The 14207-nt window shown below is 32.9% G+C and carries 9 protein-coding genes; all 9 read left to right on the forward strand.

The window, feature by feature from the left end; translation table 11 throughout:
- Positions 1-2607: S-layer homology domain-containing protein (locus N4A40_04940; GenBank protein ID MCT4661188.1), on the forward strand; the 2607-nt coding region annotated here is incomplete at its 5' end.
- An 80-nt stretch (positions 2608-2687) separates the two neighbouring features.
- Positions 2688-4148: an S-layer homology domain-containing protein gene (locus tag N4A40_04945; GenBank protein MCT4661189.1), complete on the forward strand. Its 1461-nt coding sequence runs from the start codon at positions 2688-2690 to the stop codon at positions 4146-4148.
- A gap of 294 nt (positions 4149-4442) precedes the next feature.
- Positions 4443-6392, forward strand: coding sequence for an ATP-binding cassette domain-containing protein (locus tag N4A40_04950; GenBank protein MCT4661190.1), 1950 nt, complete (start codon positions 4443-4445; stop codon positions 6390-6392).
- A 179-nt stretch (positions 6393-6571) separates the two neighbouring features.
- Positions 6572-8182 (forward strand): hypothetical protein, encoded by a 1611-nt coding sequence (locus N4A40_04955; protein MCT4661191.1) that lies wholly within the window; start codon positions 6572-6574, stop codon positions 8180-8182.
- A gap of 14 nt (positions 8183-8196) precedes the next feature.
- Positions 8197-8877, forward strand: coding sequence for a response regulator transcription factor (locus N4A40_04960; protein MCT4661192.1), 681 nt, complete (start codon positions 8197-8199; stop codon positions 8875-8877).
- 2 nt (positions 8878-8879) lie between these two features.
- Entirely contained in the window at positions 8880-10631 is a 1752-nt protein-coding gene (locus tag N4A40_04965) for a HAMP domain-containing histidine kinase (protein ID MCT4661193.1), read from the forward strand.
- 374 nt (positions 10632-11005) lie between these two features.
- Positions 11006-11737, forward strand: coding sequence for a hypothetical protein (locus N4A40_04970; protein ID MCT4661194.1), 732 nt, complete (start codon positions 11006-11008; stop codon positions 11735-11737).
- Complete coding sequence (locus N4A40_04975; protein ID MCT4661195.1) at positions 11730-13226, forward strand: anti-sigma factor domain-containing protein; 1497 nt, start codon at positions 11730-11732, stop codon at positions 13224-13226. The genes N4A40_04970 and N4A40_04975 overlap by 8 nt, the downstream gene beginning before the upstream one ends.
- 21 nt (positions 13227-13247) lie before the next feature.
- A complete protein-coding gene (locus N4A40_04980; protein MCT4661196.1) occupies positions 13248-13766 on the forward strand; it encodes a hypothetical protein in 519 nt (172 codons plus the stop codon).
- The last annotated feature ends 441 nt before the right edge of the window (positions 13767-14207 follow it).

Below are 14207 nucleotides of genomic sequence, written 5' to 3' on the forward strand. Positions count from 1 at the left end.
CCCGCTCTACGAGTTAGTGCAGAGGAAGTAAAGCCATACGATATAGAAAGCCTTGAAGGCACAAAAGACTATAAAGACAAGAAAAACAATATAGACTTTAACGACCTAGATAGCCATTGGTCAAAGGATTCTATATTTCATATGGCGGGGCTAGATGTGTATAGAGGAAGTGGAAACAAAAAATTTGGACCAGAAGAAAAACTTACTAGAGACGAGGCTCTAGCTGGTCTTATAAAAGCTATGGGAAGGCAAGATGAGGCCATAGCTCTTCAAAAACCAGGAGAGACATATTGGGGGCAGGGCTATGTTGACCTTGCAAAACAGCTTGGTATAGTAACTGCCGAAGAGACTCAGACCATAGAGCAGATTCCAGATAACATAGCAGATCAAATAGACGAGAGAGTAGCTGAGAATATGATAAACTACGAAAAAGACCTCGACTACACAGATGCAGAACTTACAGATATAGAAAACAATATGAAAAATGATTATACAAGAGATTATACTTGGGAAAAATCAGTTGATAGAGAACAGGTAGCGGCTTGGGTTGCTAGAGCTAAGGAAATCGAGCCAAAGCCATGGTCAGAAATAGAAAAGATATACAACTTAAAAGACTGGGAAAATATAGATAGAAATCACTTGCCATTTGTAGAACAAATACTAGATCAAGGCATATTTACAGCAGATGCAAAGGGTTACTTTAAACCAGATGATACAATGACAAAAGCAGAACTTGCAACAGTTTTAAAGAGAATTGATGGAGAGTGGCTTGAAAAAAGAGGATATACAGAAGGCTATGCCCAGATTCAGAGTATAGGAAGTCAAATATCATATGAAGGACCAGAAAAAATAACAGAGAAAATTTACAATATAGACACTCTAGATGACAAGAGCTACAAAAGACTTAAATCCAAAAAATCGCCTAGTGGAAAATACGACACAGGATTTATAGTGTATAAGGATGGTAAATTAGGATTTGAGGACAGACTAGAGACAAGTGACTATATAAAGTACTATTTAAAGAACGGTAAAGTAGAATTTGTAGAAGTAGAAACAAGACCGTCTACTCATATAAGAGGTATAATAAAGTCGATAGATGACAAAATATACACCATAGAAAACTTAGATACAAAAGCAGTCGAAGCATTTCAATTAGACCCGAGGGCAAATTTATTTGTAAATGATTTAAAAGCATTTCCAAATGATTTCATACCTGGGTTAGAAGTAAAAGCCGAGATAAAAGGCGGCAAGATAGTCATGTTAAATGGAGTCGCTAATAAAGGTGAAGCTGGGAAGATAGAAAAGAAAACTAGATATATAAAGGGAAAGGTAATATTTACAGATCCTAAAAAACGAACACTTACACTAGATAGCGATGAACTAAATGGTACAGAAGTTACATTAGACGCATATACACCTATAATAAAGGATGAAAAAGCTATTCCACTAGATCAAGTAAAGCCAGGAGATTTTGTGAGACTTGAATTAGACGAGTACGACAATGACAAACCTAGCAAAGTATATGTTGGTTATGAGGATAAACAAGTCGAAAACTTCATAAAAGGTACATTGGGACCATTTACGCTAAAGGGAGATAAAGTAGTTGTTGAAGATCCACTATACTACGATGGAGTTACATGGTCGGGTAGTGATGAACAGAAACAATACCCACTTTCAAGTGAAGTGAAAACCTACTTCAAAGGCTATGAAATTCCACCTGAGAAAATGTCAGATTATCAAGGCAAGGAAGTCTATATAGTAACTGAAAAACATTTTGGAGATGAGGTTGCAAACCACGTATTCATAAAAGAAGGCTATGAACGAACATATGACGATAAAATACAAGATATAGCGTATGGAGCACAACGACTTAAAATAGCATACACAGATGTCTTATACAACGAAGGGACAGTGATACTAAAAGATGGTAGGAGAATAGACCCTTACAATCTTGAAAAAGGTGATAGCATAAAAGTATATACTGACGAAAAAGGAAGTGCTGCATTTATTACAGTTCACAATCCACCTACATCAGAAGGATATAGACTTGTAAAAGACAAGATTGACAAACAGACAAAATACAGTTTTGATTTTGTAAATTACGATGAAATAGAAAATCAAAAGTGGAAAGACATAAACGATACTAGAGACACATTCCAATTGAGTGATGAAACTAGAGTATATGATCTAAGAAAAGATACAGATGATGCAAAGCGAGCTATAAGCGTTGATGACTTCACAAAATATAGAAATGAAGTCATAACTAGCGACAAAAGTTTTGTAGACAAACAAGCGTATGCTGTTCTAAAAGGAGATATGGCTATAGCGGTAAGTATAACCGATCCAGACGCAGCATCCCAGATCATAACTATAGCAGAAATAGAGAGCAAGGATGACAAGACAAAAACATTTAGTCTGAAAAATGCCAAAGATTGGAGTGAATTCACTGGTACGTGGATGGACAACAACACAGGGCTTATGGTAAATGGAGCGACAATGCTTGTTGTCAAAGGCGATAGAGCAGTAGACTTTGACAAGGTGCAGACAGGCGATCAAGTTTATCTTATGAGATGGAATGACTATGGATTTGTAATGCTGATACCATAAACTCAATAAGTTACCTTATAATGGTGCCAGGCACCGTCTTAAGGTAACTTATTGAAAAATAAGAAGCGAGGTGAGTAGTGGTGAAAGTTAATAAGATTATGATTTGTATTTGTATAGTGGTGTGCATGATGATTTCACCGATTGGAGTGTTTGCTTCTACGAATAATGCTGGATTTGAGGGTGGTATTAGCAAAAATGATAGTGGAGTTAAAGACGAGTACGATTATAAAGAAGTGATTTTTGTTACTGGAAAGCCAGTAGTTTTATATGGCAAGGTACAGATGAATGAAGACCAAACTAGTCTTACATTCAAAGATCTTAAAAGTGCAGATGGAACTATAAAAGCGAGTAAAAAAATAGGACTTACTAGAGTCAAGAATACTGATACTCCGCTTCAAACAATAGAAACTATTGATTTAGCAAGTTTCAGTGAGACTATAACTGTTACGGATGACAATGGACAGACAACGTATACACTTTCAGATTATCAATTTCACAGTTCAGTAGTTAAAGACAATCAACCAGTTATACAATTTTATCAAGGTATGTGGAATAGATGCCAGAAAAAATATATAATAAATGGAAATGTTGCAGATACGGTTACAGTCGATATAGATGGAAGTCTATACGGATATGATACTTATTGGTCTAGTACCGAGACTCAAACAATAAAGCAAACTCTACATTATGATCAAAAGAGCGGGGAAACTCCTACAGAGTGGTATGGATATGGAAATATTGAATTGTCATTTAACAAAAACAACAAACTTTCTTACTTTGAAAATGCAGTTCATCTCAGTTCTTTTGCAGGAGCATATGGACTTTTGAAAGAAGAAGAATCGGTTATGACTTATAGCTACAATGGTGGAGAACCACAGAGTGAGAGACTTGTAAATCATCCACCACAAGAGATGTTGTATTTGCCGAAATATGAAGACTTAAGAGGTCATTGGGCAGAAGAGTCTATAAAAAAACTCGCAAGTCTTAAAATCATAGAGGAAGATGGTTCTATATTTGGCCCGGATCTACCAGAGACGAGAGCTGATTTTGCAAGGCATATGGCCATAGCACTTAGATTAGATTTAGAAAAATCTGATGAAATAAGGAGAAGTTACGTCAAAGATGAGATTAAAAAGCCATTTTTCATAGACGTAGCAGAAGATGACAAAGATTACCCTTATATAAAAGCTATGAATGATAACAACGTGATGCATGGAAAGACAGATGATATGTTTTTTCCAAATCAAACTATAACGAGAGAAGAGGCTTTTACCATAGTTATACGAGCATTAGGGCTTGAAAGATTAGCACCTACTCACAATTTCAATACTAGGTTTAAAGATGATGCTAAAATATCTAAATGGGCAAAGAAAGCAGTTTATGTGATGGATTACTTGGGAATAGCTCAGGGGTATGAAGGATATATAAATCCAAAAGAAGTTATGACTAAAGCAGAAACGGCAGCCATGATAGATAAGCTCATAGAGTACATGCAAAAGGATTTAAAAGAAGATTATCGTGAAGGCGTGTTAGAGTACTAGAGCAAAAAATGAAAAAATCAAGTGAACGATAAGATGTGAAAAAGCTGAAAAGCAAAATTAAGCAGAGTAATAATTAAATGAGAGATACAAATGCTCATTTTACTGCTTAATTTTGCTTTTATTTTTATGTAGAAAAATGTTTAGATAGATGTTATTCAACTGCATTTAGAACAAGGCTACAGACGGCGGAAAATTATATCCACACAAAAGTCACATTGCCTCCATCTCATATTGAAACTCAGACTATAAAATGAGCATATAGAAAAAAAGGTAGAATGAAATGGAGGAAGAAATATGCTTGAGATAAAAAATGTAAGTAAAGTGTACAACCCTGAGAAATCGAAAGCGGTTCATGCGCTAAAAAGCATAAACTTAAAGCTCAGAGCTGGAGAACTGGTTGGCATACTTGGTAAATCTGGTTCGGGCAAATCAACGCTTTTGAACATAATAGCAGGATTGGATAAACCTAGCGAAGGAGAAGTAAAAATAGATGATATCAATCTAGAATCATGTACAGATAGAGAGATGGCGGATACAAGAAAAGATAAAATTGGATTTATATTTCAAGACTTTCAGCTGATGGATCATCTCACAGTAACGGAGAATGTGGAATTGGGACTTGCCATGGAAGATATAGACAGAAGAGAAAAGAGAAGACGATGTGAGCTGGTACTGACAAAAGTCGGTCTTAAAGAACATTTAGAGCACAAGCCAAGTGAATTATCAGGAGGTCAAAAACAGAGAGTCGCGGTTGCAAGAGCATTGGTGAAACAGCCAGATATAATAGTAGCCGATGAACCTACAGGAGCACTTGATACCAAAACAACAGATGAGATAGTAAATTTACTAAAAGAAATAGCTGGTGCAGGTAAGCTAGTAATAGTAGTAACACATGATGAAGATTTTAAAAAGCATGCAACTAGAGTAGTTGAATTAAAAGATGGAGCAGTAATAGAAGATTCTGTAAGAAAAAGCACCACATTTGACATTCAAAATTCAAATGAAGATAGAACAGAGCAAGGTAAACAAAAAACACCACGTACATTTGACATAAACGCAGCTTTCAAATTGTCATTCAAACGATTGCTGGAGAAAAAATGGAGGTATTTTTTAGTATCAATTAGTATGATAATAGGAATTTGCAGTCTTTCACTAGCATTTGGAATAAGTAGTGGGATCAAAAGCTATACAGAATATGCTAAAGAGAGAGTAATTGATAGCAAAAAACTTACATTTACTCAAGAAGGTCAAATGAAATCAAAAGACTATTTTGCTATCAGAGAAAATAAAAAAGTGAATTTGATACAAGATGAATATACTTTAGATTCAAAGATAGTGACATCTAGAGGACAAGTAGATTACAAAACAAAATCGATAATACAAGATGAATACAAAGGGGAATATACTACCCCAGAAATAGTACATGGGAATTTGCCAAAAGATGGAGAAAATGAAATAGCATTCTCCGAAGACTTGGCAAAAAAGATAGCGGGAGAAAAATCAATAGACGGTCTAATCGGACAGGAGATAGTTACGAAATTCTTAGCGAAAGATCCTTTGAAAAACTATCCATCTAGATGGGATGAGCAAAAACTCAAGATAGTTGGAATAACAAAGAAAAGTTTAGTAGGAGACGATTACGCATACACATCGTATGAAAAGCAAAAAGAAATAGTCAGAAGATCTAGATTCATATCTAAAGGAGAAGATATACCGACAAATAGCTATAGTGTATACCTCAAAGACTCTAAATTTATAGGAGATATAGATTCGAAGTTTGGCTCTAAGTACATCATAGTAAAACCGTCAGATTTACTAAAAGATTTAACTCAGATGTTTAAAAATTACAATATATTAGTACTATCTGGAGCTGCCCTTATATTATTTATATCTGCTCTTATGATAGGAATCATACTATTTATATCGGTACTTGAGAGGCAGCGGGAAATAGGACTATTCATAGCCATAGGTGGAACGCGAGCAGACATCAAAAAAATATTCATAACAGAAGGGATATTACTCGGTGGTTTTGCATCAGGCGCAGGAGTACTGATATCAATACTAGGATTAGCAATAATAAACCCTATTACTATGAAATCAATGGGATATGGACTTTACATGCCTACAGCTACAACACTCTTAGGAGCACTTATATTTGGAGTAACTATAAGTCTTATATCAAGCTTGATGCCAGCGAATAGCGCATCTAAATTATTGCCTATAGATTTACTTAGAAGAAATTAGAATCAAAAAAGCACACTACCGAAAATGTTACTGACGAGAATTTTACTGACAAGAATCTTGCTATCGAGAAAGTCGCTATCGAGAAACTTACTAATTAAAATATTACTAACGAGAAGTTAATAACTAAAATATAACTTATCAATTTACAACTTGAATATATTATGCGAGGAGAGAATTAAATGAGAAAATTAGCCATATTATTAGCCATGGGAATTATGATTACAAGCATGACGGCTTGCACAGGAACAAAAAATGTAAAAAATGAATCAAGCAAAGTAGAGATACAATCCGAAGAAAAAGAGAAAATAGCTGAAAATAGTAGCGTAGAAACTACTAATGTAGACAAAAATGTAGAGGAAATCTCATCAAATGAAGAAAATTTAGATGAATTAGAAGGATATGACTATGAAGCTATGGAAGAAAATAGAATAAAGTATATAAAAGAAAACTTCAAATCTATAGCAGAGGGGTCTAAAAAGGTACTTATAGACAATAGCAAAAAGATAGATGAAGAGTTTGACTTGAAAGATGTGCAGCTACTTTTAGTAAGTAACCTTACGGGGCAAGCGTATCTTATAAATAGTCAGAATGAAAAATATGGCAGCAAGGATGAATTAGTGGAGTACTCGTCAGATACATTTAAAGAGTCACTTTTGACAAATTCATTTGGTATAATACAATTTAATGATAGAGAAACATATATACTAAATATAGATTTGTTTTCATATGGAGCAAATCTAGAGAGTGGCAAGAGATTTGCCCAAGATATGGTAAAAGTAATAGTTCACGAAGGAACTCATATGCTATTGCAATCAAAGCTAGAGGAATCAGAAACATTAGTTACTGGAGAATCATTAGCTGGAGATAGGGCTGTAAAACATGAAATAGATAGCAAATCGAGGGAGTACAGAGCTCAGCAAGCATATGCCTATAAAAATGCAATATTAGCAGAAGATAGCGAAGTGCGAGTAGAATGGATAAAAAAAGGAAATTACTTCTACAAGAAATTTTTAGAGGAAAATCCTCAAAATGGTCCAGATTCAGAGTTAGACAAGATAGAAGGTCAGGCGACATATTACGAATACAAAACTCTAGCTGTATTAAATGACAAAGCTGATGATCAGAAAACACTTGAAAAATCAGCTAGAAAATACTATGTAGATCAATATAAAGAGATACAAGATGAGTATCTAATGAACCAGACAAAGGGTAGAGAAATATATACTATAGGTTCTCTAGGATATGCAAATATATATGCATTGGGGATACAAAGTGAATTTGGTTACCAGAATCCGAGCCGTTTTTTACTAAAAAAATACGGTGTAATTGAAAATAAGGGTAACAAAAATATAGAAGAGGGAATTTTAAAATTTTGTAAGGAAATGAATGATGGTGCTAATGGTATCAAAGATAGAGTTGATACATTCACAAGTCAACTAGAAAGCGATGAATACCAAACTATAAAAATACCTAGGTATTCTAAATACGAACAAAATCAAAGTATGTCATTTGGAAACCAGCTCATAGCGTATAACTATTTAGATGAAGAAATGACATTACAATCTAGAATGGATGAAACCAAACTTGGAAATGCTAGGATATTGATGAAATCACAGGAAGTATTATCTAGTTGGGGAAGTGACGAAACAATGGTAGAAGTTCTTTACACTAACATAAAAAAAGATGATTTAGAAATTAAAAATGGAAAAGTATCGGTTCAATTGCCTCAAATTAAGTTTTTTGATTGCCCATATCATATGGAAGGTGATTTGATGGTTCTTGATGAATAAGAGAGGAAGATTAGATGGCGAAAGTATTGATGGTAGAAGATGATCCTCAAATAGGAAATTTGATGAAAGCATATTTTGAGAAATCATTTCATGAAGTAGCACTTGAAAAAGACGGTGTCGAAGGCTATATGAAATTTAAATCGGAACAATTTGACCTAGTACTCTTAGATATAATGCTTCCGGGAATAGATGGATTTGAGATTGCACAGAGAATTAGAAAAGAATCAGATGTTCCCATAATTATGGTTACGGCGAGAAGTGATGATGAAGATCAGATAAAAGGATATCATCTCAAAATAGATGACTATATAACAAAACCCTTCAATCCAGAAATATTGATGCTAAAAGCAAATCATTTATTGGAACGACTTAAATATTCCAAGGACAAAGAAACTGAAATTCAAAGCTTTGAAATTAAAGGACTTAGAATCGACTATCTGAAGCGAAAAGTATACATTGATGGAGACGAAATCAAACTAGAGCCAAAGCAATATCAGATACTAAAATATCTAATAGACAATAAAACACAAGTCATTACTAGAGATGAACTTTTGGATAAAATTTGGGGATACGACTACTTTGGAAGTTCTAGGGTAGTTGATTCTCAGATAAAGAAACTTAGAAGCAGTATGAAACACAAATCATACATGATAAAAACAGTGATATCAGTTGGCTACACATTTGAGGAGGAATAGCAATGAATTGGAAACTAGGACGACTTGGAAGCAAACTGATAGCTATAAATGTAATTCTCATAGGAATACTTTTTGTAAGTCAATATTTGTTTCAAAATGTATTTTTAGAAAAAAATTATGCAAGCTACAAAAAAGATAAACTATTATCTAGTATTGAACAATATTCGAGCATCAGAGATGATTCCAAAATGCTAAAAGCATTTAAAGAAAATTTACTCGAAAGGCAAAATCTAACTATATTTGAGATGGATTCAAAATTTGATACTATATTGGGGCAGGCTTCGGAGATGAACTATATAGATATAAAAAAAGAAGATGGAGAAATAGTGCGAGTAGAAACACTATTTGGAAGAGAATTTTTTGACAGTTTAGAAGAAGGTATGAATATAGAGGCTAATGCCATTGAAGTGGAGAAAAACAAGAAATTACTGGCAGTGAATTTAAAATTAGACGACGAAGTAAAATCGGCTTTTTATACAGAGGAAACGTTCTATGTCGAATTTAGTGGAGAGGATGATTGGATAAAATCAATTCAAGAAAATGATCTGAAAAATAGAGAAATGCCAGTGGTAAACATAGAAGCAACGGTGATAAAAGGTAGCGTGGTTGCATTTAAAAATACAGAAGGTAATTTGACTAGACACAATCAAATAATACAATACTACACAAAAACAAAAAATCTAAAAGGTGTAACTCAGAAACTAGATAAGATAAAATATGCGGGAAGCGAATACCTTATAGGAATAAAAGCGTCTGATTTTGGATATATAACTGCAATTACAACCGTAAAACCGTCTAGAGATATAGTGGATATGTTTAATGACTTCAATAAGTACTTAATAATTGTAGGTGTGACTTCGATATTGGGTCTTATAATACTATATAAAAAAATCATAACAAATCCACTTTCCAAAATAAATGAAGTATCTCAAGATATAGCCGTGCAGAACTTTGAAAATCATCTGAATATAAAAACAGGAGATGAACTAGAGACTATATCAAATACCATAAATGAAATGAGTGATAATCTAAATGAAAACATAGAAAATTTGAAAAATGCCAAAATGCAAATTCAAAAAGACTATGAAAAAAGAATAGAAATAGAAGAAAATCAGAAATTTTTGCTAATGAATATATCTCACGATTTAAAGACGCCGCTGACTATAGTTAAAGGGAATCTCAAGGCAATAAAAGATGGAATTTACGATATGAGCTATATCGAACCGACAATAGACGGAGTTGACGAAATAACAAATACTCTAAATGAAATGCTAGAACTCACTAAAATTCAGAGTGTAGGATTAAACTTGAGATTGGAATTGAGTGATTTAGGAAGACTTATATACAAGGTATATGACGAAATGAGAGGTTTAGCAAATGAAAAAAATATAAGAGTAGAATTTGATATAGAAGAAACATTTATAATGATGGACGAAAGAGAAATGAAAAAAGTAATTCAAAATCTAATTTCAAATGCCATAAAGTACTCACCTCACAATGAGTCTATATTTATAAAAACGAATAAAATCAAAGATAGCTTTAAATTTACGATAGAAAATACAGGAGTAACTATAGAAGAAAAAGCCATAGACAATATTTTTGATCCATTTTACAGAGGAGATTTCTCTAGAGATTCGAAAACAAAAGGAAATGGTTTGGGATTATCCATAGTAAAAGCAGTATTAGATGCGCATGGATATGAGTGTAGCATATACAATAGAGAGAAAAGTGTTGTTGTTGAAGTGGAAGATTAGTTAACAATAGAGGATTTGAATAGGTTTAGGTGAGATTAGTTAGGAGTAAAGCGCTGTAGTTCTTATGGACTACAGCGTTTTGTATATAATGTTTTTTAAAATCTTTTTAAAATGGGTACCTAAATAAAATGTAAATGCCGTATACTATATCGAAAGCAAAGATAGTCGACAATTTTGCTTTTAAATAGCTTTACCTAGTATTTACCTAGTATTTGAATAGCATTTATAAGCTTTATCCTAGTATTTACCTAGTTTTACCTAGTTTTGTCTAGTGAAAACACAATTGGGAAGGTAGTATTAAAAGTGCTTACTGTACTAGGGATTAAAAACTTTCTAGAAAGATCATGTAGTATTTGAGAATGGAGAATTAACATATGGGTTTAAAAATCAAATTATTTCAAAAAATGAATATGGAAGAAAAACTTAAAATAGTCAAACACGATTTAGATTTGAGAAATAAATTCATCGAATCGTATTTTCCGTGGATAATAAAAACTATAACTAGAATTACAGGTAAGTACGTGGAGGTAGAAAATGATGTGTATTTATCTATAGCTTTAGAAGGATTTAATTATGCCATAGATTCGTATGATGCTGATAAAGGCAAGTTTCTTTCGTATGCTGGAATTATAATCAAAAACAGAATTGTAGATGGAATTCGAATTGAAAAGAGAATGTCCAATAGATTTGATTCACTAGATAAGAAAATAGAAAATAATATTCACATCCAAGAACTTGTAGATGGATCTGCTGATTCTATAGACCAGCAAATGATAAAATACGAAGAAATAAAATTATTTAAGATGAAATTAGCAGAAAATAAAATCACAATAGAGCAGCTTGCAGAAAGTTCCCCAAAACACAGAGATACTAGGCAAAATTGCTACAAAGTTGCAGACACTCTCCAAAATGATACAACTTGTAGAACTGCACTCTGGGAAAAAGCCCAATTTCTAAGGAAGCGGTTGTCAAAAATAGCTGAAGTATCTGAAAAAATGCTCAAAACAAATCGTAGATTCATAATTGCTACAGCTATCATATGGATAGGAAAACTCCATTTTCTAGGAGGTTTTATAGAGTTAAATGGAGGTGAAATGGATGCGTAGAGGAGTCGTATTAGAGCTAAAAGATCAATATGTAATTGTGTTAGCAGAAGGCAATAAATATATTAAAATCAAAAAGAAGTTAGGTATGAAAGAAGGACAAGTAATATACTTTTTTGATGATGATTTAGTTGAAGAACATTTTTCGAATGTGAAAAAATACATTGCCATGGTCGCAGTTCTTGCAATACTACTAGTCGGAATAAGGCATTCAGCGTTTGACATATTTAAAATAGGAAATGATTTAATTTTACCGAAGGATGTATATGCAGTAGTTAGTATAGACATAAACCCAAGTATAGAACTAGAGCTCAGTGAAAATTTAAGTGTCAAGAATGCGTATTATAAAAATGAAGAGGCAAAAAATTTATTTTCAAATGATTCTCTCGAAAATAAATACTATACTTTAGCAATAAAAGACATAATAACATTAGCTCGTGAAGATGGCTATCTTTCAAAAGATGGAGCAATAATGGTTTCAGCAACAATAAATGATGAGAAATTGGACGCAAACTCTGAATTATATAACGATATAAAGCGACAAATAGAATCAATAATGACTCAAGAAGATGATGTTTCGCTAGTTATGGTTGAAGGAAACCTACAAGATTTAAAATTTGCTAGAGAAGAAAAAACTTCATTGGGTAAAGCCACCATCATACACAGTATGAGTGACTTAACTGCAGAAGATAAAGAAGAGATAAAAAGAGAGAAAGTAAAAACTCTTATATTGGATGGAAAAATCAATGATTCAAACAGTGAATTAGAATATCCTTCAAAAAATAGAGGAGATGCTTTAGAACTTGAGATTCCAACTGAGGATCAATTTATTACAATAATTGGAAATGAATATATTGATATAGAAAAACTTATTGGAATGGGATTTGATTTGGATTTAAACATTGAAGAGGGTCAGGGAAAGGTACAGAGAGGTGAAAAAGAGATAACTTTAGAATCAAAATATCTTTTTGCTGGCATGGAAGGTAGAAGATATATTTTGCTTAAAAATGTATTTGATGGATTTTCTATTGAATACAACTACGAAGGTTGTGATCTTAGGATAAAAGATGGAGGGAAAGAGTTTTATCTATATTATGGGAATCCAGGCAATAAACAAAGATTGGAAAAGAAAATAAAAAGATGGATATATCCTATGAAATTGAATTCATCGAGAACAGAGCAAATAGAGACGAGCATATCAGATTTGATAGTCATCGATGGTTCGGAATGGCTTAGAAAAGAATTTTTAGAAGAAAAAGGATTTTCATTTGAAAAAAACGGATCGAATTCTTTGAAAGTATTTTATCTAGGAGAAGAAAGAGATGTAGAGGTTTTGTTCGAACAACGAGTGAATGATAAAATTTATTATCCAGCAAAAGAGATACTAGAACTATATGGATTAAAATTCAGATATAAAGATGCTAATCCAAGTATATTTGAAATTGAGATTGATGGACAAATATATGATCTGAAATACGAAAAAATAGACTAATTAGAAGTAGGAGGAAATAATATGTTATACAATAATATTAGAAAAACTATAATGATGGGAATGGCTACAGCTATTATAGCTACAAGTTTTGGTGCTACAGCATTTGCAGGTGGATTTGATCAATCTTTTGAAGATTTTATGAGGGAAGATGTCAAAATAGATGGAGTTAGTGTAGAAGATTTACAATCATTAGAGAATATTTATGAAGAAGTCAAAAATGTTAAGCATGAAGAACGTAGAGAAATAATGATTGAATTTTACAAGATTGCAGCGAAGTATGACGATTGCTATGAAAATTATGGGAAGAGAAGAGTTCCGATAAGAGAAAACATAACTAAATATGAAGCAAAAGAAGATACAATGACTTTCGAAGAATATAATGAAGCTGATTTGAAACTTAAAACAAATACACCAGAGTCAATAGTAGACTATATGAAGACATTGTATGAAAAAGCACAGGATTTAAGAAAAGATGGCAAAATAAAACAAGCAGAGGTATTAATGAAAAAGTTGTGGGATTTAGCTAAGAAATACGATTAAGATAAGCAATGTTGACAAACAAGTCGGAACTTTAATTTGTTTTGTTGGAAATACAAAACCAGGCATCTGAGAGATTAGTTTCAAGAAATAAAGTTGAACTAAAAGCGTAGATGTCTGGTTTTTTACTTGTTTTTCTGTGGACAATGTGGATAAAACTGTGGCTAACTAAGACTTATCCACAAAAGTATGCGGTTATAAAACCGATAATTTAGGGAATTGTTGATATGTTGACAAAAAAATGTGAATAAAGTGGAGTATTTGGTGGTATGGGAATATGGCTGTAATTAGCTATTTATTGCCTATTTTCTGCTTTCTTGAAACGCAAGGCATAGTTGCTACTTACATTCGAAAAAACTTGCAAAAAGCCCTTGCAAAAGATACTAGGGCTTGTTATACTAAGTAAGTCGCTAAGAGCTGACGCGGTACAAACGTCTAAATTTA

This window comes from Tissierellales bacterium (genome assembly GCA_025210965.1).
Taxonomy (GTDB): domain Bacteria; phylum Bacillota; class Clostridia; order Tissierellales; family JAOAQY01; genus JAOAQY01.

Coding starts and splice junctions, on each gene's coding strand:
- N4A40_04950 (MCT4661190.1), top strand. CDS start 4,443: ATGCTTGAGATAAAAAATGTAAGTAAAGTGTACAACCCTGAGAAATCG.
- N4A40_04955 (MCT4661191.1), top strand. CDS start 6,572: ATGAGAAAATTAGCCATATTATTAGCCATGGGAATTATGATTACAAGC.
- N4A40_04960 (MCT4661192.1), top strand. CDS start 8,197: ATGGCGAAAGTATTGATGGTAGAAGATGATCCTCAAATAGGAAATTTG.
- N4A40_04965 (MCT4661193.1), top strand. CDS start 8,880: ATGAATTGGAAACTAGGACGACTTGGAAGCAAACTGATAGCTATAAAT.
- N4A40_04970 (MCT4661194.1), top strand. CDS start 11,006: ATGGGTTTAAAAATCAAATTATTTCAAAAAATGAATATGGAAGAAAAA.
- N4A40_04975 (MCT4661195.1), top strand. CDS start 11,730: ATGCGTAGAGGAGTCGTATTAGAGCTAAAAGATCAATATGTAATTGTG.
- N4A40_04980 (MCT4661196.1), top strand. CDS start 13,248: ATGTTATACAATAATATTAGAAAAACTATAATGATGGGAATGGCTACA.